The sequence below is a fragment of the Natrinema versiforme JCM 10478 genome, assembly GCF_000337195.1.
Taxonomy (GTDB): Archaea; Halobacteriota; Halobacteria; order Halobacteriales; family Natrialbaceae; genus Natrinema; species Natrinema versiforme.
The window spans coordinates 97,394-122,173 of the sequence record NZ_AOID01000045.1 but is presented as its reverse complement, the minus strand read 5'-3'; the positions used below and the strand labels follow the sequence as shown (position 1 = coordinate 122,173).

Sequence of the window (24,780 nt, the reverse complement as noted above, 5' to 3'; positions counted from 1 at the left end):
CGATTTGCGCCTCGAGTCGGCAGTCGACCGGCACGGGACCGACGACTCACTCAGGCGTCGACATCGGCGAGACGCTGTTCGAAGAGTCGCTCGCCCGTCTCCTCGCAGGTGACCGCGACGACCTCGTGGCTGCTACAGCAGGACTCGACGACCTCCTCGCCCATCACCACGTCGCCGCCGGACGGGCACGTCTCGAGGAACATGCGGAGGCCGTTCAGAACCTCGCCTTTCGTCTCGGGGCCGAACGCGGCCCAGTCATCGACCCACGACTCGAGGGTCCGACTCGCGGCGACATCCGCGATCAGTGCGGCCCGGGAAGGCCACCGACCGACCCGACGCGACTGCGACAGCAGAGCGCGGGACTCGCCCCGTGTCTCGAGTTCGAAGGCATCTTGATCGGCGTCGAATCCGAAGGCGTCGACGGCCGCCGGAGCGCCGACGGTCCCCTCCGCGAGCGGCTCGATTTCGTCGAACCATGCGACCTCGAAGTCGTCGGTGAGACAGAGGTCGTCCCGGTCCGAACACGGCTCGAGAACGTCGTGTTCGCGGAAGAACGTCTCGAGGTCGAGTGCCGCTCGGTCGGCACCGCCGTTGCTGGCGGCGACGGTGGCGTCGTCCGCGTCAGGCGTCTCGGTAGCGTCGGCCTCGTTGTCAGCGGTCGCGTCGTCGGCCTCACCAGGGCCCGTTGCCGCGTCGGTTTCGGCGGCGGATCGGGCCGTGTCGATGGCATCGGTCGACCCGGTATCGACGGGGCCGAGCCCGCTCGCGACAGCAGGCTCAGGGTCCTTACCAAACCAGCGCAGGACCTCGGGTGGGAGGTAGCGCTTGGTCAGCGTCGGCGTCCCCGGAACGAGGTAGCCGCGGAGGGAGATCAGTGCGATGGAGACGGCGGCGGCGAGCAGGCCGCCGACTCGGGACTTGCGCGCGATGGCCGCGCTGGCTACCGCCGCGATACCGAGGTTCAGGACGGTACAGGGTTCACACCGGTTCTCGCCGGTGTACTCGGATTGTTTGAGATCGTCGACGATATCGGGTTCCATCTCGAGACCGACATCGCGTGCGACGCCCATCTATTTTTCGGACCCGGAAGGGGAGAGAATAGTGACTGTACTACGGGAAATGATCGGACAGCAGTCGGCGACCGCTCACTCGAGGCCGACGAGTCGCTCCTTTTGGGCACGGCTCAGTTGCTTGATCTCGTACTCGCGGGACATCGCGGCGGATTTGGAGTCGAATCGCTCGTGGTGTCGGAGTTCGACCGGCGTCCGCCCGCGAGTGTACTTCGCGCCCTCGCCGGCGTCGTGTTCGGCGACGCGTCGCTCGAGGTCGGTCGTGTAACCGGTGTACAGCGAGCCGTCGGCACACTCGAGGACGTAGACGACGTGATCGGCCATCGCTCGTGGGCAGGTGTGGGACGGTAAAAAGCGACTCGTCCGAGGGGGCGTGTGGTTGTCGGTCGCGATGCGTCAGGTGCCGCGGGCGCGCTCTTTTGCAGCTTCCGCGATTCCGGCGTTGGCCGAACAGCTCACGCAGGCGTGGATTTCGCCGTGTTCGTCGGCGAAGACGCGTGCGAACCGTTCGGAGACGTGCGCGCCGCAGTGGTCACACTTGGGCATTGGTCACACCGGCCGAAGCCGGTAGCTCCTACTACTGGGTGAACGAATAAATAACCTTCACCATACACTATTTGGCTTTTCGGTTGCGAAAAGGATTTTTCGGGAGTGACTATGCGATCTATTCACGAGCGGCGGCGATCGCCCGGGCGATCAGGGTCGCCTGCGACCCGGCGACGAACCCCGCATCGATGTTGACGACCGACAGCACGGTACAGGACTGGAGCATCCCGTCGAGCGCCGCTTCACCGTCGCTGGCGTGACCGTACCCGCTCGAGACGGGGACTCCGATGACCGGCGTGTCGACGAGGCCAGCGACGACGGTCGGCAGGGCTCCCTCTCGGCCGGCGGCGACGATGAGAACGTCCGCCTCGCGGAGTCGCTCGAGTTGGTCGAGGGTTCGGGAAAGCGCTGCGACCCCGATGTCGTCGACCCGGTCGACCGTCGCGCCGGCGTCCAGACAGACGGCCGCCGCCTCGTCGGCGACCGGGCCGTCGACCGTTCCGCCGGTCGCGATTCCGACCGTCGCGTCCAGCGACGGTTGCTCGTAGTCGGGTGCCGTAACACGGACCGTCCCACTCCAGCGATCGATCGTCGCATCGGGGACGGCAGTGTCGAGGTGGGACTCGAGCGCGTCGTACTGCGAGTCGGACAGTCTGGTGAGCAACGCCCGGCCCGTCGTCTCGAGGGCGGTTTCGGCGAGCGCGGCGACCTGTTCGGCCGATTTGCCTTCCGCGAAGATCGCTTCCGGAATCCCGCGGCGCTGGTCGCGGGCGGCGTCGAACCGGCCCGCCTCGCCGACGACGTATCCCCTGAGCTCGGCTTCGGCCTGTGCCGGCGACAGCGAGCCGTCGGCCACGGCCTCGAGGAGTTCGCGCATGGTCGTCCTCGGCGGTCGACATACTCGAATCCGTCGACCCGATTTCGATGGTTGGTTGATACTCATTACCAATCGCGCAGTATCACTGAACGTGCGCGCCAGCCCCGGAGGACCGCGCGCGACCCGGATGCCGGGGTTCGGACGGCCCGAAATTCCCGGTGGCTACTCATCCGACATATACTTTCCGGTGATTTTGGTACCCGAAACGGGCGAATCAACCGCTGCAACCCCCGTATTTCGACGACTAACCAAAACCGTTATATGAGGTAACGCGAAACGGGTACATCGTATGGCAGATCTTATCGTCAAAGCCGCCGTCAAGGAAGCGCTCGATGACAAAAACGTAGCTTCGGACTTCTACGACGCACTCGACGAGGAAGTCGACGAACTGCTCGAGGACGCCGCCCGACGCGCAGAAGCCAACGACCGGAAGACGGTCCAGCCCCGCGACCTGTAAGGCACGATCGCCCGCGATTTTTTCGGCCGCTACTCGGATAGCGATGCGTCCAGTCGGCGAGAGGGTGTCGACGGTCACTGGCACCCCGACTGCCGGCTCGAGTTTTTTGCCACTCGCCGTGGGAGGAGCGACACATGTTGCGCAAGCTCCTGATCGGGTTCGGGCTCGTCGAAATCACCAAACCGGAGCCGATCATCGGCCTGTGCGAACGAATCGGGCTGCGAAACCCCTCAGAGACCCGGCGACGGCCGCTGGCGCTGACCGGCGCGCGACTCGAGGGGCTAGCGTTCGTCTGGCTGCTGATCCGCGGCCGGCAAGGATCGACGCTCGTCAGCGGATTGCTCGGGCTCGCCGGTCTGACGCTCGTCTTGGTTCCGCAGCCGATCATCGATCTCAGCCAGCAGCTGGTCTACGCGAACACCGACGACCTCGAACTGCAGCCGTGGGTTGTCCCCGCGGCGCGGCTGTTGGGCGTGCTCTATCTCACCGTGACCCTGCTCTCGCGGAGTACGTCCGAGGAGACGGCAGCGGCCGCAAGCGAGACCGACGCGGACTCTGACTCGAGTCGACTGCGCCTCCGCTCGAGGTGACGGCGATCGCTACGACCATGCGACGACCACTGGCGATCGGAGTCGCGCTCCTCGAGATCGTCGCCCCGAGACGGATCATCGGAATCGGCGAGCGGATCGCGTTTACAGACCCCGACGCGGGACGGCTGCGACCGTGGACGGTTCCGATGGTTCGACTCGAGGGGCTGGCGTTCGTCTGGCTGCTCGACCGTGAGGACGGCATCCCGGCAGGTCTCGAGAACGCCCTCGCGGTCGCCGGGCTCGTACTGGGGCTGTTTCCGCGAACGGTCGTCGAATTCAATCTCGAGGTGGCCTACGAGAACAGCGACGACCTCGAGTTGAAACGGTGGGTCGTGCCCGCGACCCGCCTGCTGGGAGCGATCTACGCGATCGTCGGACTGTTCGCACGGCGGGTCGATACGCCAACCGACGAACGCGAAGAGCGGCCGAAACAGGTCTGAACCGGCCGGCAGCGGGAGACGGATCGTCAGTAGTGTCGAACCTCGACGCCGTCGTCGGTGCCGATGTAGGTCGCGTCGGCCACTCCGACGAACAGGCCGTGTTCCACGACGCCCGGAATCGCCGAGAGCGTCGCCGCCAGCGCCGCGGGATCGCCGATCCGCCCGAACGCGCAGTCGAGCACCAGATTGCCGTTGTCGGTCACGACCGGGCCGTCCTTTCGCTCGGCGGTGCGAAGCGTCGGCTCGCCCTCCATCGCGTCGATCCGATCCGCCACGGTGGTGTGGGCGTCGGGAAGCACTTCGACCGGCACCGACCGCTCGAGCCGGTCGGTCAGCTTCGAGGGATCGGCGACGACGACGAACCGGTCCGCCGCCGTGTCGACCAGTTTCTCGCGTGCGTGCGCTGCGCCGCCGCCCTTGATGAGCGCGCCGCGAGCGGCGGCGTCGGGGTCGTCGACCACCTGATCGGCCCCGTCGATCGCGAGGTCGACGCGGTCGACCGCGTCGAGTTCGGTGAGGGGGATGCTGACCTCGAGCGCCAGTTGGCGGGACTGAAACGAGGTCGGGATGGCGCGGATATCGCGGCCGTCGGCGACGGCCCGGCCGATCGCCCGGATCGCGTGGGCGGTCGTCGATCCGGTGCCGAGCCCGACGACGAACCCGTCTTCGACTTCCTCGGCCGCGCGTTCGCCGGCGCGGCGCTTCGCTGTGTCGGAGCCACCGTCCGTCTTCATGGGTGTGCAAGCGAGCGGCGACGGGAAAAGCGTTGCATCTCGCGGTGCTGTCGGAGGTCGACGCGCTCGAACCGCCGCGTTGACTCGTTTCGGCCGCGGACAACACTGTTGCGCCGAACGTTTTTTGAACCGTCCGTGGACGACCGAGCATGGCACGGGAGACGGCGGTCCGCCTCTCGAATGTCCGCAAGACCTACCGTATCGGCGAACCCGTCCACGCCCTCGACGGCGTCTCCCTCGCGGTTCCGCAGGGCTCTTACACCGCGATCATGGGACCCAGCGGCTCGGGGAAGTCGACACTGATGAACCTCGTGGGCTGTCTGGACACGCCGACTGCGGGCGAGGTCGTCGTCGGCGGTCGCGAAGTCGGGGCGCTCGGGGACCGCGAACGGACCCGGCTCCGGGGGACGGAGGTCGGATTCGTCTTCCAAACGTTCAACCTCATGCCGCGGCTGCGGGCCCTCGAGAACGTGGCGCTTCCGCAGCTGTTTCAGGGTGTCGACCGAACCGAGCGCCGGGAACGGGCCCGGGACCTGCTCGAGCGCGTCGGCCTCGGCGACCGGGCGGATCACCTGCCGAACGAACTGTCCGGGGGCCAACGCCAGCGGGTCGCGCTCGCGCGGGCGTTGGTCAACGATCCGGCGATCGTACTGGCCGACGAGCCGTCGGGGAATCTCGATACTGATACCGAGGCGGACATTCTGGACCTCTTCGACGAGTTTCACGAGGGCGGGACGACGATGCTCGTCGTCACCCACGAGCGCCACGTCGCCGAGCGGGCCGACCGGATTGTCCACCTCCTCGACGGGCGAATCGAGCGGATCGAGGACCTCGGCGGAGCCGCCGACGGCGCGACGACGGATCCGACGGCGAGCCGAACGTCGGAGTCGGGCGGTGATTCCGAATGAACCCGCTCGAGAGCCTGCGCCTCTCGTGGCGGTCCATCCGCGGCCACAAGCTCCGGTCGGCGCTGACGACGCTGGGGATCGTGATCGGCATCGCGGCGGTGATCGCCTTCGTCACGCTGGGGGCGAGCCTGCAAGCGGGAATCATCGGCGACATCAGCCCCGACGACCAGCGCAACGTCTACGGCTGGGCCGCCGACCCCGACACCGAGGGCGGCCCGCTGGCGGGCGCGCAGCCGGTCTTCACGCAGGACGACCTCGAGGCGGTCGAGGGCCTCGAGGACGTCGAGGCGGCCTACGGCTACGCGACGATTCAGACGCAAGCGATCTCGAACGGGAACGAGACGGTCGCACAGGGGAACGGACTGATCGCCTCGGGGCCCTCGTACATCCGCGAGGACCGGCTCTCGGCGGGCAGCCAGTTCGAGATGGGCGAACGCGAGGCGGTGCTCAACCCCGCGGCGGCGAACCAGTTCGATGAGAACGTCACCGTCGGCGACGAACTCACGGTGACGATCCTCGGCGGCGAGCGGACGACCCTCGAGGTGGTCGGCATCACCGACACCAGCGAGGGACTGAGCCCGTTCGAAGGGTTCGAGTCCTCGCCGCGGGTCTACGTGCCGACCGATCCCTACTACGCCGAGCAGGCGTCCGGACTGGGGATCGGCGGCGGAGAGGGCGGAGACGGTGGGAGCGATGGCGGCGATGGTAGTGGCGAGAGTACCGGAGAGGGCGACGGGAGCGGCGACGACGCTCGCTTCCTCGCGATCATCGTCGAGGCCGAATCGACCGACCAGTCCGATATCGACGCCGCCCGCGAGAGCGCGACCGCCTACCTCGAGAGCGACGACTCCGACGCGAGCGAGTTGCTGGACGACGACCTCGCGGTCACCTTCCAGACGAGTACGGAACTGCTCCAGCAGTTACAGGACATCCTGGATCTCCTGCGGAACTTCATCGTCGGTATCGCGGCTATCTCCCTGCTGGTCGGCTCGATCGGCATCGCGAACATCATGCTGGTCAGCGTCACCGAGCGGACCCGCGAGATCGGCATTATGAAAGCCGTCGGCGCGCAGAACCGCGACGTGCTCGGCCTGTTCCTGACCGAGGCGGTCATCCTCGGGGTCATCGGCGCGATCTTGGGGACGGGGCTGGGACTGCTCGCCGGCTATCTCGGCGCGCAGTATATCGAAATCCCGCTGGTCTATCCCCTCGAGTACGTCGCGCTCGCCGTCGTCGTCGGCGTTCTCGTCGGGATTCTCGCGGGGCTGTATCCCGCGTGGCGGGCGGCGCGGACGGACCCGATCGACGCGCTCAGATACGAGTGACTGGAGTCCGACGCCGCCGCTGTAGCCACTCGCCGCTTACGACTCGCGTTCGGGGTCGCGACCGCGCTCTCGGTCCCGGTCGCGGTCCGAATAGCGGTCGCCCTCGAGGCCGCCGGACGCGGGTCGATCGCGATCCCGCTCGCGATCCCTGACCCCCGTCGTTTCGGCCGTTCGGGGCGGTTGCCTCGACGCCGTGTCGAGTCGGATCGTCTCCCGCGTGTGCCGTCGCTGGTCGGGATACTCGCGTGCGAGGTACGCGCCCAGATAGCCGCCCAGCAGCGCCGGGCCGACGGTATAGAAGAGGAGGAACAGCATGCCGCCGACGAGGAAGACCCAGAGGAGCGCGACGCCCTCGAAGGGCACGCCGAAGCCGAGTCCCAGTCCGAGGAAGCCGAACACGAGGACCGCGCCGCCCGCGATCGGAAGGAACGTGATCGCGCCGGCCAGCGTCCCGGCGATCGCCCCCGCGCGGCCATCCGGTCCCTCGAGGAAGCCGGCGATCGCCCCGGCGAGCACGGTCGAGAACGGGATAAACGAGAGGACGACGCCGACGACGGCTCCGATGATCGCGTTGATGAGCGTCCGACTGCTAACCATACCGAACGAACGGGGAGCAGGGAGAAAAGTGTCGGTGGTCCGTGGTGTCGGGTCGCCGCGGATCGCCAGCCGGGGTGGACGACGAGCGGCAGATCAGTCGTCGGCGACCGACGAACTCGACTCCTCGAAGGTCGTCTCCGTGTCGGCGTCCTCGCTCGGGGGTTCCTCGAGGTCGGACTCGAGTATCTCGCCGAACGTGGCGTCGCTGTTGACCTCGTCGGCGAGCAGGTCGACGGCCTCGACGAAGACCGCGACGAGCAGCGGCCCGACGACGATCCCGATCGGGCCGAGCGTGAAGAGGCCGCCGGTAAAGCCGACGAAGTAGAGGCTGCCGGGGAGGCCGGCAGAGCGGCGGGACAGCCGCGGCCGGACGGCGATATCGGGGAGCCACGCGACGAGTCCGAGGCCGAAGACGCCGATCAGCGTCGCCGCGACGATCTCGCCGACGGCGACGTGATAGAGGGCGATCGGAGCGATGAGCATGCTCGGGCCGATGATCGGGACGAACTGCAACACCGCGGCGATGATTGAGAGGGTCAGGGCACCCTCGTAGCCGAGCACCCAGAACAGCGGGTAGGCGATGAGAAGCGTCGCGATCGAGGTCGCGACCTGCAGGACGTAGATCGCGTACAGCGTCTCGCGGGCCCGTGTCGTGAGCGCGTAGACGACATCCCGATAGTCGTGGGGAATCGGCGCGACGGCGGCCCGCCCCGCCTCTTTGCCTTTGAGGAGGAGGCCGAAGAGGAGGACGACGAACAGCGCGAACTTGATCGCGAGCACCGGCAGCGCCAGCGCGAACGTGGTCGCGGCGCTGCTGAGATAGTCGATTGCGAGCGCTTGAACCTCGCCGGCCTCGATCGAATACGTCGCCTCGAGAACGGTGATCGACAGCTCCTGTGGGAGCCCCTCGACGGCGTCGACCACCTGCTCGATACGGAAATAGAGGGTCAAGACGATCGGCGAGAAGACCGCGATCGCGGCCACGAAGCCGATGATAGTCGCCGCGAGCGCGCCCAGCCACTCGGAGAGGCCCCGCCTGACGAGCCAGCGCTGGACGGGCATGAGCACGTAGGCGACTGTGAGCGCAAAGAGGATCGTCCCGAGGACCTCGAGCAGGATACCGGCCGTAATAGCGCCGAGGAGAACGACGATCCCCGCGAGGACGTACCGACGTCTGGTCGCACTCGAGTCCCTCCCCGTCGTCGGTTCTGTCACAGCGGTGAATCTCACCCGGAGAACAAAGTCTTTCGGCTCGATCGACGGCGACCGAACGGAACGGCGTCGATCAGGGGCCTTAAGACCACCCGGTACAACCACCGCGTAATGAGACGACGCACGTTCGTCGGCGCGGTCGGCGGAAGCGCTATCGCCGGCGTCGCTGGCTGTCTGACTCGCGACGGGGACGGTTCGGAGGACGACGACGGAACCGGCGATCCCGAGCCGGAGAACCCGGACCTCGAGGGCGAGGTTCAGGTCGCGACGTACGATTCGATGGTCAACGGGGAGAATCCGGCTGGACCGTGGCTCAAGGACGCCTTCGAGGAGGCCTACCCCGACGCCGAACTGACGTGGACCGTCCCGGAGAACGGCATCAACGACTACATCGATCGCAGCCAACAGAACGCCGAGATCGATGCCGACGTCTATCTCGGGGCTAACCTCGACGACCTCGTCCGGGTCGACGATAATCTCGAAGACGGCGGCCTCCTCCGGGAACTCAACGTCGATCGGATCGACAACGCCGAGCGCATTCGGGACGGGCTCGACATGGGCGACCCCCACGGGCGCGTCCTCGCCTACGACACGGGCTACGTCAGCCCCGTCTACGACGAGGAACTCGTCGACGAACCCGAGACGCTCGACGACCTGACCGAGCCGGCCTACGAAGACGCGCTGCTCGCCCAGAACGCGCAGGGCTCGGACACGGGACAGGCGTTCCTGCTGTGGACGATCGACGCCTACGGCGAGGACGGCTACCTCGACTACTGGCGCGAGCTCGAGGCGAACGGCGTTCGCATCCTCGAGGACTGGCAGGAGTCGTACAACGGGGCCTACATGAACGGTGAGCGGTCGATGGTCATCTCCTATTCGACCGATCAGGTGTTCGCGAACGAGTACGACTACGAGATGAGCCGCCATCAGGTCGCGTTCCCCGACGGGCAGGCCTACGCCAACCCCGAAGGCATGGGAATCTTCGAGGGGGCGAGCGAACTCGACCTCGCCTACGAGTTCCTCGACTTCGCCCTCTCGAACGACGCCCAAGCCGTCATCGCCCAGCGCAACGTCCAGTTCCCGGCCGTCGACGAGGAGTACGTCGACCTCGACGAGGAATTCGATCAGTACGCCCACACCCCGACGGAGGCGGTGACGATCGGCTACGACCGGCTCCGGGGTAACCTCGACGGCTGGGTCGACGACTGGGCCCGCGAGTTCGCCGGCCGATAGGGCCGTGGGCCACTCGGATCGATCCGGCCGGCTCGTCCGGCTTCGACGAGGGTCCGCCACCGCTCGCCGCTGGCTCGAGCGCCGCGCCCTGTCGCTGACCGCGCTCGCAACGGCCGCCGTCCTCGCCGTCATGCTCTATGTCCCGGTCGGCGTCGTCTTCGTTAACGCCGTCGTCGACGACGGCGGAGCGACGCTGGCGTTCGTCCGCGAGGTTCTCACCGATCCGTTTTATTTCGGGGCGCTCGCGGACGTCTTCGCGGAGCCGCTTTCGGTCCGGCACCACCTCGCGTCGGTCGCCGGCTGGCTCGCGGCCGTCTCGGTGTCGGTCTCGCTCGAGTATCCGCTTCCCGGTGTCCCGCTTCCGGTTCCGGTGCCGGGCCTCGAGACGCCGGGAATACGGACGGGGCTGTTCGGCTTTACGGCCTATCAGGCCGCGCTGTCGACGGTCGCGAGCGTCGCGCTCGGCCTACCGGCGGCGTATATTCTCGCGAACTACGAGTTCCGCGGGCGGCAAACGCTGCGGTCGCTGACGATCCTCCCCTTCGTGTTGCCGGGGATCATGGTCGCGGTCGGCTTCTACGCGATGTTCGGTCGCACGGGAACGCTCAATGGATTACTCGGCGTCGGCGGGGTGGGGCCGTACCCCTTCATCGAGTGGAACCCACTTGCCGTCGTCATCGTCGCCCACGCCTTCTACAACGCGCCGCTGGTGGCGCGAGTCACCGTCGCCGCGTGGGAGTCCGTCGACGCTCGGACCGTCGAAACCGCCCGCAGCCTCGGGGCGAGCCCGCGCCGCGCGTTTCGGGACGTGATCGTCCCACAGCTCCTACCGGCGATACTGACCGGCGCGCTGTTGACGTTCATTTTCACCTTCATGACCTTCCCCATCGTGCTCGCGCTGGGCGGGCTGCAGCTCGCGACCGTCGAGGTCTGGATCTACGACCGTGTCCGCCGGCTCGCCTACGCCGAGGCCGCGACGCTCACGGTCCTCGAGACGCTCCTCTCGCTGGCCCTGACCTACGCCTACCTCCGGTACGAGTCCGCCCAATCCGGGCTGGCCCGGGGAGCCGGCGAGCCCGACAGAGAACCGCTGTTTCCGGATCTCCGGACAGCGCTCTCGCCGCGCCGGGTGGCGATTCTGGGCTACGGGCTCGTCGCCGTCGTCGTCTTCGTCGGGCCGCTGGCGAGTCTCGTCGCGGGCAGCGTCACCGACGGGAGCGGGCTCACGGGTCGGCACTACGCGTTCCTGCTCGAGCGGCAACTCGAGGGGGCCGACTACCAGACCCTGCCGTGGGTCGCGATCCGGAACTCGCTCGTCTTCGGGGTCGCGACGCTGGCCGTCGCCGTGCCGATGGGCGTGGTCGTCTCGGTGGTGACGGTGCGTGCCGGCCGCGGCGGTGCGATCGTCGACACGCTGGCGATGTTGCCGCTGGCGGTCAGCGGCGTCGTCTTCGGAATCGGCCTCCTGCGGGGACTGGTCTTCGGCATCCCGCTGCCCGGCGGCTGGCGGTTTCAGGTGACCGGCGCGGTCGCGATCGTCTTTGCCCACGCCGTCGCGGCCTACCCCTTCGTCACACGGAACGTCTCGCCGCTGCTGTCGAATCTGGACCCGGCGATGGTCGAGTCCGCACGCGCGCTCGGAGCCACCCGGTATCGCGCGCTCCGGGACGTGGAACTCCCGTTGGTGGCCAGTGGCATCGTCGCCGGCGCGGCCTTCGCCTTCGCCATCTCGATCGGCGAGTTCTCTTCGACGGTGATTTTGGCGGGCGGGGGCCAGTCCTACACCATGCCCGTCGCCGTCGAGCGCTACCTCGGTCGCCGCTCCGGCCCCGCCATCGCCATGGGGACCGTACTGTTGGCCGTCACGGCCGCGAGTTTCGTCGTCGTCGACCGCGTCGGCGGGAGGTTCGAGCGATGACCGAGCTTCGCCTCGAGGGCGTCTCGAAGGCCTACGGCGACACGGTCGCCCTCGAGGGCGTCGATCTCACCGTGCGCGACGGGGAGTTTTTCACCCTCGTCGGGCCGTCCGGCTGCGGGAAGACGACGACGCTGCGGACCGTCGCCGGCTTCGAGGAGCCGACCGACGGCGCGGTCCGCTTCGATAGCCGGGAGATGACCGGCGTGCCACCCGAGCAGCGGGACGTCGGCGTGGTCTTCCAGAGTTACGCGCTGTTTCCGCACATGAGCGTCGCCGAAAACGTCGGCTACGGGCTCCAGTTCCGGGAGCCGCCGGACGGGGTAACGGTCGACGAGCGCGTCGCCAACCTGCTCGAGTTAGTCGATCTCGAGGGGATGGGCGAGCGCAGCCCCGAGCAGCTCTCGGGCGGCCAGCGCCAACGGGTGGCGCTCGCTCGAGCGCTCGCCCCGGCTCCGGACCTGCTCTTGCTCGACGAGCCGATGAGCGCGCTCGACGCCCAGCTCCGGGAGTCGCTACGCCGGCAGGTAAAGCGAATTCAATCGACCCTCGAGATCACGACGGTCTACGTCACGCACGATCAGGCCGAGGCGTTGGCGATCTCGGACCGGCTCGCGGTCATGAACGACGGCGGGGTCGAGCAGGTTGGCCGACCGCAGGAGGTCTATCGCGAGCCCGCGACGCGGTTCGTCGCCGAGTTCGTCGGCGACAACAACGTCTTCGAGGGCGAGGTGTGCGGCGGCGACGGCGAGTACTCGCGGGTCGATGTCGATGGCGAGACGTTCACGCTGCCGACGGTCCCCGAGGGAACCGACCGGGTCACCGTCTGCGTGCGCCCGGGTGCGCTCTCGCGGTCCGCCGAGCGAAACCGGCTGACGGTGCGCGTCGAGACCAGCGAGTTCCTCGGCGAGACCGTCCGGGTCAACGGCCGGTGGAACGGCACCGACATCGTCCTCCAGCGGCCGACGGTCCCCGAACGCGACGAACTGACGGTCGGGTTCGCACCCGAGGACGCACACGTCGTTGCTCGGCAGTGAACCGTCTCGAGGCCGCCGCGGCTCGCCGGAACTCGCAGGTGATCGCTTTTCCGCCTCGGGCGTGCTATATACTCGCATGCAAACCACTCGGCAGCTCCGGCTCGCCGTTGAGCAGAGGGAGATCGCGGTCGGGACCGAAATCACCGTTCGCGTCCGCGATAACCGGCGACGGCCGGTCGAGGGAGCGATCGTCTCGACCGAAACGAAATCCGTCCGAACGGACGAGCGGGGGCTGTGTCGCCTGCAGTTTCACTCGCCGGGCTTCTGGAAGCTCGTCGCGGCCAAATCGCCGACCGACCGCGTCGCCTACGAGCCGGCGTCAGCGCTCGTCCGCGTCGTGCCGAACGCGGCCGCACTCCGCCCGTATCGGGCGACCGGCTCCCGCTGACTCCGGGGACGGGCAGAAACAGGGGGAAGAGCTATATTGTGCCACGGTGCATGATACCTAATGTCACATACGAAGGCCGGTCGGACGAAGAAAGCCCACGACACCGAGCGACGACAGCGCAAACGGGAACTCGCCGAAGCCCTCGAGCGAGGCGACGAGGCTGAACCGTCGCTCGAGGAACCGATCGATCAAGTCCTGTCCATCGAAGACGGCACAGCGGCGGACGATTAGGGCGTCAGCCCCCAGAAGAAGGCGATTCCGAGGACGGTCACGACGGAGAGCAGCAACTGCAGCGGCGCGCCGACGCGGACGAAGTCCATGAATTTGTAGCCGCCGGGGCCGTAGACGAACAAATTCGTCTGGTAGCCGACGGGCGTGAGGAACGCGGTCGAGGCCGCGAACGTCACCGCGAGCACGAACGCAAAGGGATTTGCACCGATCTGATCGGCGGTCTCGACGGCCACCGGGAGCATCAACACGACGCTCGCGTTGTTGGAGATCACGCCCGTGATGAGTCCCGTCGCGAGGTAGAACACCCAGAGGACGCCGATCGCCGGCAGATAGGCCCCCGTCGCGGCGACGAGCGTGCCGAGCAGGTCCGCGCCGCCGGTCTGTTCGAGGGCCATGCCGAGGGGGATGATGCCGGCCAGCAGGAAGATCACGTCCCACTCGACGGCGTCGTAGATCTCGGTCGGCTTGAGAACGCCCGTCGCGACCATCGCGACGACCCCCGCGAGCGCGGTCACGAGGATCGGTAAGGAGAGCGCCGACATCGCCTCGAACCCGGCGATCCCGGTCGCACCGGCGAGGGCCGCGCCGACCGCCCCCCACGGGACGGCGACGAAGCCGATGACGCCGGCCATGATCGCCGTCGCGTGGGGAATCTTTTCGGTCCGGTAGTCCGGCTCTTCGGGTTCGTGTGCGACGATGAAGTCGTCGTTCTGCGAGAGGCGGTCGATGCTATCGGGTGCCGCCTGCACCAGCAGCGTGTCGCCGACGCGAATGCGGCGCTCGTCCATGTCCTCGCGGACCGTCTCACCCCGGCTGCGGAAGGCCAGCACGGTCGCGTCGTAGCGCTGGCGGAACGTCGACGTCTCGAGGGACTCGCCGACGAGGAACGAGCCGCGGGGGACGACCACTTCGACGAGGGTCCGCTCCGGTACTTCGTCGGGCTCTAAGTCGTCGGCGGTCTCGGGACTGCCCGAGAGGGTGAGCGTCTCCCGGTCGACGAACTGCTGGACGGTGTCGCGGTCGGCGCGCAGTCGGAGCAGGTCGCCGGCCCGGATCGTCTTCTGACCGATCGGTTCGATGAACTCCGCGTCGTCGCGGACGACCTGGATGATGTCGGCGTCGAACTCGACGTGATCGATGGCGTCCGCGACAGTCGTGCCGACGATCGGCGAGTCGTCGTTGACGACGACCTCGGTCAGGTACTCCTCGATCGCATACTCCTGTACGTAGTCCTCCTCGACGGGGACGCGCTCGGGCAGCAGTCGGTGGCCGATGGTCATGAGATAGACGCTGCCGACGATCAGCACGATGATTCCGAGCTTGGTGAACTCGAACATCGAGAACGGGTGATCGAGCAGGCGCGCGGAGACATCGCTCGCGAGGATGTTCGTCGAGGTGCCGATGAGGGTGAGCATCCCGCCGAACATCGAGGCGTAGGAGAGCGGGATCAGGAGCTTCGAGGGAGAGGTCTTCCCCTTGTGGGCGATATCGGAAATGACGGGGACAAGGATAGCAACGACCGGCGTGTTGTTGATAAAGCCGGAGATCGGGCCGCTGACGCCGATCGTCGCGAGCAGTTGTTTGTCGAGATCCTCGCCCGCGAACGCGGACATCTTGCGGCCGATGATCTGGACGACGCCGGTCTGGCTGATTCCCGAACTGAGAATGAGCATCGCGAGGACGGTGATCGTCGCCGAGTTCGAAAACCCCGAGGTCCCTTCGCCCGTCGAAATCTCGGTGAGGTTCACCACGCCGTCGGCCCCGAGCACCATCAACAGGACCATAATCAGGATGGCGGTCACGTCGATGGGCAGCCACTCGGTAATGAACAGCACCAGTGCGATGACAATGATTCCGAACACGACCAGCATCTGGGGCGTCACCTCGAGGCCGCCGACATCGGCGACCAGCGGAGCGATGCCGAGAGCTGACGGGAGCAGTCCGGACACAGTTACCAGGATAGATTCCCAGCCGGCCCCGCTTGAAGCCCCCGGTTCGAGACGGCTGTATCCGGCCCCGAAACCCGGCTCGCGGTTCGATGCCCACTACTGCGAGGCGAGCCGCGAGCGGAACCGCTCGAGACCTACGTCGAGCATGTCGGGGCTGACCGGCTGGAACTCGCTGTCCTCGGGCAGGTACGGCCGAACGGAGTCCCAGCTATCGCGGGCGTAGCGCTCGTCGAGGAGGACGCGAACGCCGACATCCTCGGGACTGCGGATAACGCGGCCGATCGCCTGCCGAGCCTTCCGCACCGCGGGGACCGTCAGCGCGTAGGTGAAGCCGTCGCCGAACTCGTCGTCGTAGGCCCGGCGAACCGCCTTCGTCCGCGGGCTCGAGGTGTTGACGATCGGAACGCCGCAGACGACGGCCGCGGCGAGGCGGTCGCCGCTGTAGTCGACTCCCTCGGTTAGCGTGCCCCGCAGACTCGTGACAAGCACTTTCCCGTCGCCGTCGAAGAACTCGTCTTTGAGCGACTGGGTCGTTTCGTCGTCGCTGGCGGCGTCGAGCAGGACCGGCTTATCGACGCGGGCCTCGAGTTCGCCAGCGACCCACTCGGCTTCGGCGTAACTCGGCATCCCGACGAGGACGTTCCCGGGGAGCCCCGCGATCTTCTCGATCGCGTTCGCGTAGGACCGTCTCGTCTGCGTGTCTTCGTCTCGAGCGCCGCGGTTGTCATAGGTGAACTTCGGCGCGGCGACGGCGAAGCTCTCGCGGTTCTCCGCGGGGAAGTGGAGCCCGTATCGGCGCTCGACGACCGGCCGGTCTTCCTCGCGTGCGAGGTACTGGAGCCCGGTCACCTCGGTGAAGGCGTCCATCGGCTCGAGGGTCGCGCTCATCAGAATCCCGCCGCCGAACATCCCGAGCCGGTCGCCGATCGCGTCGCTTGGCACGCAGTTGTGCAGGGCGAGTCGGGCGTTGTAGGCCCGCCGCCACGAATCGGGTGGCTCGGTGTCGTCCCACGTCCGCTCGAGTTCGATCTCCCGGAAGTAGTCGGTGTGACCGCGGCGGTACCACTCGCCGAGCACGCGGCCGACGGCGGGCGCGGCGCGGGTCCGGTCCTCGTCTTCGGCCTCGTTCAAGACCCGCTCGACGACCGCGCCGACGGCCTCGGCGCGGACCCACTCCGCGTCGCCGTGTCCCGCGTTCTTCGCCCACTCCGTGAGTTCGTCTTCGGCGGGCTCACCCGGATCGCGCAGCGGGATCTCCTCGTCACGGAGATCGTTCAAATTCGACTGCCAGCCCCGATAGTTCCGGTCGAGGTGTGTGGTGACCCGCCGGTCGAGTTCCTCGCGGAGATCCTGGACGAATTCGAGGGTCCGATTGAGTTCCTCGAAGGTGACGTCGCTATCGTTCAGTTCCCCGCGGACGAGGTCAGCGTCGGCGGTCTTCGAGCCGCCTTCGGCCTGCCGACCCTCGCGCTCGAATTTGACCGGCTGGATGACCCGCGAGAGTTCGGTCTCGGCGTCCCGGAGGGTGCGGTCGGCGACCCCTTCGCTGACCAGATCGCGCACGCGGGGCTCTAACATGTGTGCCTCGTCGCAGACGACGAACGTCGACTCGTCCAGTAGTGCGCCGGTAAAGGAGCCGACCGTTCGAGGATCGAACGCGTGGTAGTAGTTGCCGATCACGACCTCGACCTCGCCGAGGGCGGCCCCCATCACCGAATGCGGACAGGTGCCGTGTTTGACCGAGCGAGCGACCAGTTCCTCGGGCGTGACCATCCCCGCGTCGGTGAAATCGTAGGGAACCGCCTCCGCGACCGAGCCGTTTTCCTCCTCTTCGGGCAGATCCTCGAGGTACTGCGCGTAGAACGGACAGTACTCGGTTTCGGCCCCGACGGGGCCGCCCTCGCCGTACTCCGGCAGGTCCGGCGGGTACGGCGTGGGTTCGCCCGCGGTCTCGAGGAACGTGTTCTTCGACCGGCTGCCGCTGTCGGCCAGCCCGATCTGCTGGCTCCGGGCGCGGGCGGCCAAGTTCTTCGCCGTCGTGTCGCCGCCCTCGCCGGTGAGATCGCGGGTGCGATCCCGCAGGGTCTCACAGCGGTCGTAGACGTTGCCGTCGTCGATCCCCGCCGCGTTCTCACGGTTGTACGGACAGACGTCGGCCTTCCCGACGAGCGTGAGTCCCGAAACCGGGTCCCAGTCGGCGGGCAGATTATCGTTGATCGTCTCGAGGTCCGTTTCGAACTGGCGGAGCTGCTGTTTGACGCTCGTCAGCACGAGCACGCGCTCGTAGTCGGTGTCCGGGTCGCGCACGAGGTCGATCCCCGCGGTGAGCGCGATCATCGTCTTCCCGGTGCCACAGGCCCCTTCGATGACGGTGTAGCCGCCCTCTCGCCCGGCGTCGATGGCCGTCTCGATACCGTCGACCTGCGGGTCGTAGGGCTGGGTGTGGCCGAACACCGTCCGCCAGTCCGTCATGCTGCCAGTACTCATCGTCGGTCAGTCATAGCGTTGACGGACTGGAGTGGCCGCGGCATCCGAGATAAACGTCGGGGCCGATTGTACGACGGCGGTTGCACCCCACCGCTCGAGGCGAGTCGCCGATCCCGGTCGGAACTGCACCTGTCGCCCTGACTGTCCGTCCGCTCGATCGGCCCGACAGGTTGCTGCCAGCGTGATGCTTTACTTAGCTGAGTCCCTAGGTCGCGTGTGAAGGTCCCTCACTCTCTCGAGAACGTCGACCGAGACGTCGTCGTTCGCACGTTCGAATACGATGACGGCAGTACCATCGGAGTCGATTTCGGCACCTCGGCCGCGGACATCTCGGTCGACGTCGTCGGGTCGACCGCGATCATCATTGCGGACGGCGACCAGTTCGAGTTCGAACTCCCGCCGGAGGCCAGCGCCGTCTCGGCCCGAAACGGTATCCTCACGATCGAGGACTAACGGCCGAGCAACGGCCGCCCGATCACCCGGCGAGAACGAGCCACCGATCACACACCCTGTTTTGTCGCGGTACGCCGACTGCTCGAGCCTGAAGCGCAACCCCTTCCCCACTCGGTCGAGTATGCCGGGTATGAGCGATTCCATCGATGTCGACCGCTGGCGCGACGAACTCGAGTCGAAACGCGCCGAGAAAGACGAGTTCTTCGCCGACCATCCCCAGTCGCCGATCCCGCCCGAAGAGCGCGCGGACTTCGAGGGGCTCGACTACTTCGAGCCGGACCCGACCTACCGCGTGACCGCGACGGCGCGGGTCCACGAAGAGCCCGAGGTCGTCCCGATCGACACCACCGCGGGCCGCGAGATGCGCTACCTCCGCGTCGCGACGCTGGAGTTCGACCTCGAGCGCGAAAGCGAGGACCTGGAAGACGGCACGTTCGAGCTGGCGGCCTACCAGCAGGAGAGCCCGAACGAGCAGCCGCTGTTCGTCCCGTTCCGCGACAAGACGACGGGCCAACAGACCTACCAGGGCGGCCGGTACATGGAACTCGAGCCCACGGACGACCTCGCGGACGGCGACGAGATCGTCGTCGACTTCAACCTCGCGTACTCCCCGTTCTGTGCCTACAGCGAGACCTTCGACTGCCCGCTCCCGCCCGAGGAGAACTGGCTCGAGGTGACGATTCCCGCCGGCGAACGGGACGACTAACGCGATCGATCGACCGCGGGATCGAGACGACAGCTCGAGTGACTCCCGGTCACGTGTGACCGAGGACCGTTTCGACTCGAACCACCGGACTCGTTACGGCCTGTACCCGACGGATCGATGGCTCGAGTGGAAACCAGGGGGTTTGTGCTGCTATGACAGTCGCCAGTAGCGGACTGGTACCGAAAGACAGGAAAGCGAGTGGTGGAGCGACGAAAATTCAGGGAGCGACGCCGACGGTGAGCAACGTCCCGAACTCGCGGTAGCGTTCGACCATGTCCGCGCGGGTGTCCCAGTCCTCGGTGGGGAACTCGGCCTCGCTGGGGATGGTGATCTCTCGGTCGGGAATGTTGTCCTGCTCGGCGACGGCCAGCCCCGCGTCGCGGAAGGCCTCGCGGTACTGCTGGCGGTCCCAGCGGGTCATCTCGATCGCGATGAACTCCTGCCACTCGTGGGAGTGGACGTTTTCCTCGTAATAATTGACCGCGCAGTAGAACGTGCCGCCGGGTCGGAGGACGCGGGCGATCTCCTCGAGCGTGTGGTGGGGATCCGCGGCGTAATAGAACGCCTCCATGCTCCAGATGTGGTCGATCGAGTCGTCTTCGAACGGCAACTCGTCGAAGTCGCCGACGAGGTAGCCGACGTTCGGGTCATCCGTGTAGCCCGCGGCGTTGCGGGCCATCTCCGGCGAGCCGTCGAGGCCGTAGATCCGGCCGGCACCCTTGGTGTCCCGGAGCGCTCGGCCGGCGTAGCCGCTTCCGCAGCCGAGATCGAGCACAGTGTCGCCGGACTCAACCGGCAGCCGCGCGAGCGCGTGCTTTGCGGTGTGCCAGTGGCGTTCCTCCATTCCTCTGTCGCGACCGCTCGCCGCCCAGTCGTCGAACTCCTCGCGTACGCTCATACGGAAACTATGGGCTCCGCGGGCCTAAACGCGTTCCCATCGGCCGCGTTACTCGACCGCTCGAGTCGCTGGCCACCGTTCTCACTCGACGGGGAACCACCGACAGATACTTTAGGTTAGCCTAAAAACTAGATGGTGAAGGGTCGTCGCTACCCGAAATCCGAGGGCATCCGGATTTCGTGTCACGCTCGGTGAGTCCGCTGTCCCACCCCTCGCCAGTTTTTCAGACCCTTCCTCCCCTTTCCGGAGTTCCCACGACGACCGTCAGCCGCGTCCGTCGGAACGGACATCCGCACGCTTAAGGGAGTTCCCAAAGTTGTTCACGCCACTATGGATTACACGCTTGAAATAGACGGCACCCCGGACACGATACCAGGCGGGACCGGCGTGCTCCTCTTACACCCGAGCACCGGTGAAACCGACCGCATCGACACCGATTTCTTTAAGACCGATACCGACAGCTTCCTCGTCGTCTCCACGCGAACGACCGCCCGCGAAGTCAAACAGAAACTCGAGTACTACGACGTCGACGAGGAGTGTGCCGAAATCTTGGACACGCTCAGCATCGAACGCGGCTACTCGCGGCGCTCTTCGGATACCGTCCACTACGTCGCCGCCCCCGACGACATCGACGGCATCGTCGAACACATCGACGGCTTCCTCGACGACCACGACGGCAAACTCCGCATCAGCATCGACTCCGTCACCGAACTCGCCTACTACGCCGGCGACGACCGGGCCCTCGAGGCCGTCGAGCGGGTTCTCGAACTGCTTGCGGACCACGACGCGGTCGGCCTCTTCCACCTCTCGGAAGAGCCCCACGACGAGGCAGTCGTCGACGAGTTCCGCGACCTATTCGACGGGATCATCGACCTCGATGAAGACGGTAGCGTCGACGCCGAATTCTGACCCGGTCGGCAGCGCAGTTTTCCGTTTTCAGTGGCATACGAGACTGTGATCTCGAGGATGGAGCGACTCGAGAGCGGACAGCTGTGAGAACAGTTGAAGGGCAAGTTGGGACGAGGCGGCCTACGCGTCCTCGAGCGAGTCGAACGTTTTCTCGGCCCACTGGATCGCGTACTCCGGGCCGTGATCGAGATAGGCGTCGGTGTCGAGCGCGGCGAAGGGAGCCGGCAGTTCGATCGCGTGTTTGATCGCGGCACAGGCGAGTTCCGTCGCGTCCGCGAACTCGGTGTCACCGCGCGCGACTGCACGCGGGAGTCCCGAGACGCGGTCCTCGAGTCGCGTCCCCGCGTCCTGCCACGCGTCGGCGAGTTCGGGATGGTCGTCGTGCCAGTCCGCGAAGACCTCGCGGGTCTGGAGTCCGACCCACCCGTCGTACAGCGCCGCGGCGACCTGATAGGTGCCGGTTGGGTCGAGGTCGACCGCCCGGTCGAGATCGCGGTACGACTCCTCGAAGAAGCCGATGAAGTGTTCGGGGAGGTCGAGGTCGGCCTGGACGAGCGCCTCGGCGAGCAGAAAGTCGACGAAGGCCTCCGGCGACCCCTCGACGCGCGGTTTGACCAGCACGACCGGCGGCTCGGTCTGTCGGGTCCAGACGACACTGCCGTCGCCCGGCATCCCGATCGTGAGATCCGAACTGGCATAGCGGGCGAGCAGCGTCGGGGCGTCGTCGGGGAGCCACTCGGCGGGATAGCTCGCCGGCTCGAGTGCGTCGACGAGGAGGCCGAGATCCTCGGCGAGCGCCGGGTTCAGCGTCTCGAAGTCACGCTCGCAGTCGAGGACCTGTCCGTCGGGGACCCGAGCCTCGCGGACGGCCTCGACTCGGTCCGAGAGCGCTCGCGCCTCGAACATCAGGCGAGTGCGTTCTGGAAGACGAGCAGAATCGACAGCAGCGCCGATGCGGCGACCGTGGTGAGAACGACCTTGGTTGCGGTACTCATGTGCGTGGGGTCGTCTCCGCGTCGCTTAAATCCATCTGTCTCCGCTCGGTGTACCCGCTCTCCGTTTGCCACGAGAGCGCTGTCTTCGTGTGCACTCGAGTGCTCGAGCGAGTCTCGGAAGTGGGGAGCCGACGATGCAAACTGGCCGTCATTTCGTATGGAAAGAAACGTTTGCGGAGAGAGATTGTCCCGATTGATCATCTGAGAAGCGCAGTCGAAACGCTCCGGTGTTTTCTCGAGGTATTCGCGAGGATGCTGGCGACCGCTAAGAACCGGACAAGCAGCGAGCGAGTCACAGACGGTAAACGGGGGACAGGTGACGAGCGAGACGCGGACCGGCTATTCAGTCCTCGCCGTCGTCGTCGGCGTGCCACGAATCCGGCACGTCGATCACGTACCGTCCGTCTTCCTGCAGAGAGATGATGTACTCGTCGCGGTTGTAGAGTTCCATCAGGTTGAGTTCGTACTGTCCCGGCCGAACGATCTTGATGCTCTCGAACTGCTCGTTGAGCTCCGCCCGGAGTTCCTCGATCGACGGGCGCTGTCCGCTCGGTTCGCTGACGACGCGCCCGTGGTCCGGGGGCTGGTCGTCGACACCGGTGTCGACTGCGGCTTCGGTCTCGGCTTCGGCGTGTGCATCGACGGCGCTCCCGGCTGCAGGATCGCGGTCGGCTCCGTTTCGACTGGACGGATCGGACTCACGACCGGGCGTCTCGGAGTGGGAGGGGAGGTCGTCCGAGGGGACGACCGTGCTCCGGGCATCTGCCTGTGCCGAGTTCTCGTCGTCCGCCATCGTCGTCGTCGGCCCGCTCGAGGGTTGGTCGGGCCAGTCGTCGTCGGACCGCGTTCGATCGTCGGTCGTCGCCTCAGTCGGCGCGTCGGCGGCCGTCTCGTCCGGCGAGCCGGATCGATCCTCGGGCCGCCGGGCCGTCTCGGGCCACTCGTCGAACTCGCCGTCCGGCGAGGTGTCCGACTCCGGAGCGGCGGCGTCCTCGCTCGAGGGCCACGACTGGTTCGGTGCGGCTGCCGACGTCGCGGTCGAGTCGTCCGAGCGCGATCGCTCGGCGGCGTCGGCCGTCGGTTCGTCCGCGGAATCGGACGACACCCAGTCGCGAACCGTCTCCGCGGCTCGCGTCGCGACGCCGTCCGACTCGGCGGTCGAAGATTGTGCCGCGGCACTCGCGGTCCCGGCCGATCCCGAGTCGTCGGTATCGGCAGCGGTTCCGGCGGACGATTCGGCTGCGGCCGTTGTGGTCGGCGCGAACTGGAACTTGTTCCCGCCGCAGTCGGGACAGCCCGACAGCATCTCCTTGGAGCCGTCGGCGAACGTTCGGCCGCAGTTCGTACACTGATGTGGCATTAGTTACGGGACACGAGCGCGCTGATGAGCGTTTCGTCCTTGTGGAGCGTCTCGATCTGATTCGCCGGGCCGATTACCGTCAGCTTCGCTTCCGTCTCGTCACCCCCCATGATGCGACCGAGCAGCGACGAGTCGCGGGTCTCGGATTTCGGGTAGGTCTCGATCTCGATCCCGTTGAACTCGTCGGGGCTGATCTCGGCCATCGTGACCTCGATGAGCCGGCTTTCCTCGTCGGGGGTGAGCCCTTCCTCTAAGATGACGATGTTGCCGTCGTGGACGCCGTCTAAGATCATCCTGATCTTCTCCATCGTTGCCATGCCGGCCATCCGTTCGCCGCTGATCAGGTCGATCTGGACGCCGTCGGGGGCATCGGAGTCGTCCGCGTTAGTTGCTTTTGGCATCGGTGGTCACCCGAAGTACTCCGCGATATTGTCGTAGACTTCGTCCATGTTGTCCCCCTCTTTGGCCGATAGGGGGACGGTCTTGTGTTGCGGGAACGCGTCCTCGATCCGTTTGACGCTCGAGTCGTCGAGGTCGGTCTTGTTCGCGAAGATCAGAACGGGGAGATCCCGAGACTCGACGATGCCGATCAGCATCGTATTGACCTGTGTGATCGGGTCCTCCGCGCTGTCTAGGACGTAGATGACGCCGTCGACGTCCTCGCGCAGCCAATGCATCGCCTCGGCGACGCCTTCGGTCGCTTCGCGGGAGCGACGGATGGCGTCTTCCTCGTCCATCTCGTCGGTGAACTCCTCGTAGTCGACCTTCGTCGTCACGCCGGGCGTGTCGACGATGTCGATGGTTACCGTCTTGCCGTCGCGTTCGATCTCGACGTTTTCTTTCCTGCGTGCGCGACGCGTCTCGTGGGGGACGTGGCTCTCCGCGCCGACCGCGTCACCAGTCCAGTCACGCGCGATTCGGTTCGCGAGCGTCGTCTTGCCGGCGTTCGGCGGACCGTAGATACCGATTCGTTTGGGCTCCTGTTCCGAAAACAGGCGATCCGTAGCCCGAGAGATACTATCTTTGAGTTCTGTGAACAGTCCCATCGTGGGGGCCTCCAGCACCGCGGGGTGCAGTTGCGCGTACTACAAACTGAACTCACTTAAGCCTACGTCAGACATGTAGACAATTCGATGGAAGAGAGTTGTTAGTACCCCAGATAGTTTCCGCAGAGACGAATCGAGTTTCGATAATCGGGATACTCGTCGCCGAAGAACGATACCTCCGCTCTCACTCGAGAAGAGTGCGAATTGTGATAGTTACTCGGCCAGCAATAGGGAAAGGGGACTGAGAATGAATATCATTCTAGTACTCCGGAGACGATCTCGAATCCCCCACCCCTTCGTTTCAACTGGAGACTGTCGAGGCCGTGGCCGGTCGAACGGATTGATCGGGAGTGAGTGGAGGGATTTCCCACCCTCCGTTCGACTCGAGCCGCCGTTCAGGGGGATGAGACGGACGAA

At 66.5% G+C, this 24,780-nt stretch carries 27 protein-coding genes; 13 read left to right on the top strand and 14 right to left on the bottom strand.

Translation table 11 applies throughout. The annotated features are described in order from the left end of the window. Positions 1-50 precede the first annotated feature (50 nt). From C489_RS14545 to larB, 4 genes are all read right to left on the bottom strand, one after another. Entirely contained in the window at positions 51-1,070 is a 1,020-nt protein-coding gene (locus C489_RS14545) for a hypothetical protein (protein WP_006432069.1), read from the bottom strand. 75 nt (positions 1,071-1,145) lie between these two features. After that, a complete protein-coding gene (locus tag C489_RS14540) occupies positions 1,146-1,394 on the bottom strand; it encodes a GIY-YIG nuclease family protein (RefSeq protein ID WP_006432068.1) in 249 nt (82 codons plus the stop codon). A 72-nt stretch (positions 1,395-1,466) separates the two neighbouring features. Next, a complete protein-coding gene (locus C489_RS22230; RefSeq protein WP_006184973.1) occupies positions 1,467-1,616 on the bottom strand; it encodes a DUF7563 family protein in 150 nt (49 codons plus the stop codon). Between the two features lie 118 nt (positions 1,617-1,734). Next, on the bottom strand, positions 1,735-2,493 hold the full coding sequence (gene larB / locus C489_RS14535) for a nickel pincer cofactor biosynthesis protein LarB (protein ID WP_006432067.1): 759 nt from the start codon (positions 2,491-2,493) through the stop codon (positions 1,735-1,737). A 289-nt stretch (positions 2,494-2,782) separates the two neighbouring features. On the opposite strand from larB, the gene C489_RS14530 reads away from it, so the two are divergent. From C489_RS14530 to C489_RS14520, 3 genes are all read left to right on the top strand, one after another. Beyond that, a complete protein-coding gene (locus C489_RS14530; RefSeq protein WP_004267503.1) occupies positions 2,783-2,950 on the top strand; it encodes a DUF1931 family protein in 168 nt (55 codons plus the stop codon). Positions 2,951-3,084: 134 nt separating this feature from the next. Next, on the top strand, positions 3,085-3,540 hold the full coding sequence (locus tag C489_RS14525; protein ID WP_006432066.1) for a hypothetical protein: 456 nt from the start codon (positions 3,085-3,087) through the stop codon (positions 3,538-3,540). Between the two features lie 17 nt (positions 3,541-3,557). After that, on the top strand, positions 3,558-3,980 hold the full coding sequence (locus C489_RS14520) for a hypothetical protein (protein ID WP_049890908.1): 423 nt from the start codon (positions 3,558-3,560) through the stop codon (positions 3,978-3,980). A 26-nt stretch (positions 3,981-4,006) separates the two neighbouring features. Here C489_RS14520 and rpiA read toward each other — a convergent pair whose 3' ends face one another. Further along, entirely contained in the window at positions 4,007-4,714 is a 708-nt protein-coding gene (rpiA, locus tag C489_RS14515) for a ribose-5-phosphate isomerase RpiA (RefSeq protein ID WP_006432064.1), read from the bottom strand. A gap of 149 nt (positions 4,715-4,863) precedes the next feature. Between rpiA and C489_RS14510 the strand changes: the two genes are divergently transcribed. Further along, the gene (locus C489_RS14510; protein WP_006432063.1) at positions 4,864-5,622 is read left to right on the top strand and encodes an ABC transporter ATP-binding protein; all 759 of its coding nucleotides are present in this window, start codon (positions 4,864-4,866) and stop codon (positions 5,620-5,622) included. Further along, positions 5,619-6,947 carry an ABC transporter permease gene (locus tag C489_RS14505; protein WP_006432062.1) on the top strand — a complete coding sequence of 443 codons (1,329 nt, stop codon included), beginning with the start codon at positions 5,619-5,621 and terminating at the stop codon, positions 6,945-6,947. The genes C489_RS14510 and C489_RS14505 overlap by 4 nt, the downstream gene beginning before the upstream one ends. 36 nt (positions 6,948-6,983) lie before the next feature. Here C489_RS14505 and C489_RS14500 read toward each other — a convergent pair whose 3' ends face one another. Then, a complete protein-coding gene (locus C489_RS14500) occupies positions 6,984-7,544 on the bottom strand; it encodes a DUF5518 domain-containing protein (RefSeq protein WP_006432061.1) in 561 nt (186 codons plus the stop codon). 93 nt (positions 7,545-7,637) lie between these two features. Continuing rightward, positions 7,638-8,759 carry an AI-2E family transporter gene (locus tag C489_RS14495; protein ID WP_049890894.1) on the bottom strand — a complete coding sequence of 374 codons (1,122 nt, stop codon included), beginning with the start codon at positions 8,757-8,759 and terminating at the stop codon, positions 7,638-7,640. Between the two features lie 108 nt (positions 8,760-8,867). Here C489_RS14495 and C489_RS14490 point away from each other — a divergent pair, with 108 nt between their 5' ends. From C489_RS14490 to C489_RS22225, 5 genes are all read left to right on the top strand, one after another. Continuing rightward, positions 8,868-9,989: a thiamine ABC transporter substrate-binding protein gene (locus C489_RS14490; protein ID WP_006432059.1), complete on the top strand. Its 1,122-nt coding sequence runs from the start codon at positions 8,868-8,870 to the stop codon at positions 9,987-9,989. 4 nt (positions 9,990-9,993) lie between these two features. After that, positions 9,994-11,907 (top strand): ABC transporter permease, encoded by a 1,914-nt coding sequence (locus C489_RS14485; protein ID WP_006432058.1) that lies wholly within the window; start codon positions 9,994-9,996, stop codon positions 11,905-11,907. Beyond that, a complete protein-coding gene (locus tag C489_RS14480; RefSeq protein ID WP_006432057.1) occupies positions 11,904-12,941 on the top strand; it encodes an ABC transporter ATP-binding protein in 1,038 nt (345 codons plus the stop codon). The genes C489_RS14485 and C489_RS14480 overlap by 4 nt, the downstream gene beginning before the upstream one ends. A gap of 76 nt (positions 12,942-13,017) precedes the next feature. After that, entirely contained in the window at positions 13,018-13,329 is a 312-nt protein-coding gene (locus C489_RS14475; protein ID WP_006432056.1) for a hypothetical protein, read from the top strand. 60 nt (positions 13,330-13,389) lie between these two features. After that, entirely contained in the window at positions 13,390-13,560 is a 171-nt protein-coding gene (locus tag C489_RS22225; RefSeq protein WP_006432055.1) for a hypothetical protein, read from the top strand. Here the strand turns inward: C489_RS22225 and C489_RS14470 are convergent. Together C489_RS14470 and C489_RS14465 are read right to left on the bottom strand one after the other, a co-directional pair. Next, on the bottom strand, positions 13,557-15,431 hold the full coding sequence (locus C489_RS14470) for an SLC13 family permease (protein ID WP_049890907.1): 1,875 nt from the start codon (positions 15,429-15,431) through the stop codon (positions 13,557-13,559). The two genes, C489_RS22225 and C489_RS14470, sit on opposite strands and share 4 nt — an antisense overlap. A 174-nt stretch (positions 15,432-15,605) precedes the next feature. Then, on the bottom strand, positions 15,606-17,981 hold the full coding sequence (locus tag C489_RS14465; RefSeq protein WP_006432053.1) for an ATP-dependent DNA helicase: 2,376 nt from the start codon (positions 17,979-17,981) through the stop codon (positions 15,606-15,608). 231 nt (positions 17,982-18,212) lie between these two features. Between C489_RS14465 and C489_RS14460 the strand changes: the two genes are divergently transcribed. Beyond that, positions 18,213-18,449: a DUF7127 family protein gene (locus C489_RS14460; protein ID WP_006432052.1), complete on the top strand. Its 237-nt coding sequence runs from the start codon at positions 18,213-18,215 to the stop codon at positions 18,447-18,449. A 130-nt stretch (positions 18,450-18,579) separates the two neighbouring features. Beyond that, positions 18,580-19,155: a DUF1684 domain-containing protein gene (locus C489_RS14455; RefSeq protein ID WP_006432051.1), complete on the top strand. Its 576-nt coding sequence runs from the start codon at positions 18,580-18,582 to the stop codon at positions 19,153-19,155. 217 nt (positions 19,156-19,372) lie between these two features. Here C489_RS14455 and C489_RS14450 read toward each other — a convergent pair whose 3' ends face one another. Next, on the bottom strand, positions 19,373-20,053 hold the full coding sequence (locus C489_RS14450) for a class I SAM-dependent methyltransferase (protein ID WP_006432050.1): 681 nt from the start codon (positions 20,051-20,053) through the stop codon (positions 19,373-19,375). A gap of 330 nt (positions 20,054-20,383) precedes the next feature. Here C489_RS14450 and C489_RS14445 point away from each other — a divergent pair, with 330 nt between their 5' ends. Continuing rightward, positions 20,384-20,962, top strand: a complete 579-nt coding sequence (locus tag C489_RS14445) for a DUF7090 family protein (protein WP_006432049.1) — start codon at positions 20,384-20,386, stop codon at positions 20,960-20,962. Between the two features lie 120 nt (positions 20,963-21,082). On the opposite strand, the gene C489_RS14440 is transcribed toward C489_RS14445, so the two are convergent. The 4 genes from C489_RS14440 to C489_RS14425 all read right to left on the bottom strand — a co-directional run bounded on the left by C489_RS14440 (position 21,083) and on the right by C489_RS14425 (position 24,363). Then, positions 21,083-21,868 (bottom strand): DUF7089 family protein, encoded by a 786-nt coding sequence (locus tag C489_RS14440; protein ID WP_006432048.1) that lies wholly within the window; start codon positions 21,866-21,868, stop codon positions 21,083-21,085. A gap of 432 nt (positions 21,869-22,300) precedes the next feature. Then, a complete protein-coding gene (locus C489_RS14435; RefSeq protein WP_006432046.1) occupies positions 22,301-23,317 on the bottom strand; it encodes an OapC/ArvC family zinc-ribbon domain-containing protein in 1,017 nt (338 codons plus the stop codon). Beyond that, complete coding sequence (locus C489_RS14430) at positions 23,317-23,718, bottom strand: DUF2073 domain-containing protein (protein ID WP_006185008.1); 402 nt, start codon at positions 23,716-23,718, stop codon at positions 23,317-23,319. Before C489_RS14430 ends, C489_RS14435 begins: the two co-directional genes overlap by 1 nt. A 6-nt stretch (positions 23,719-23,724) precedes the next feature. Then, positions 23,725-24,363 (bottom strand): Era-like GTP-binding protein, encoded by a 639-nt coding sequence (locus C489_RS14425; RefSeq protein WP_006432045.1) that lies wholly within the window; start codon positions 24,361-24,363, stop codon positions 23,725-23,727. Positions 24,364-24,780: the final 417 nt, after the last annotated feature.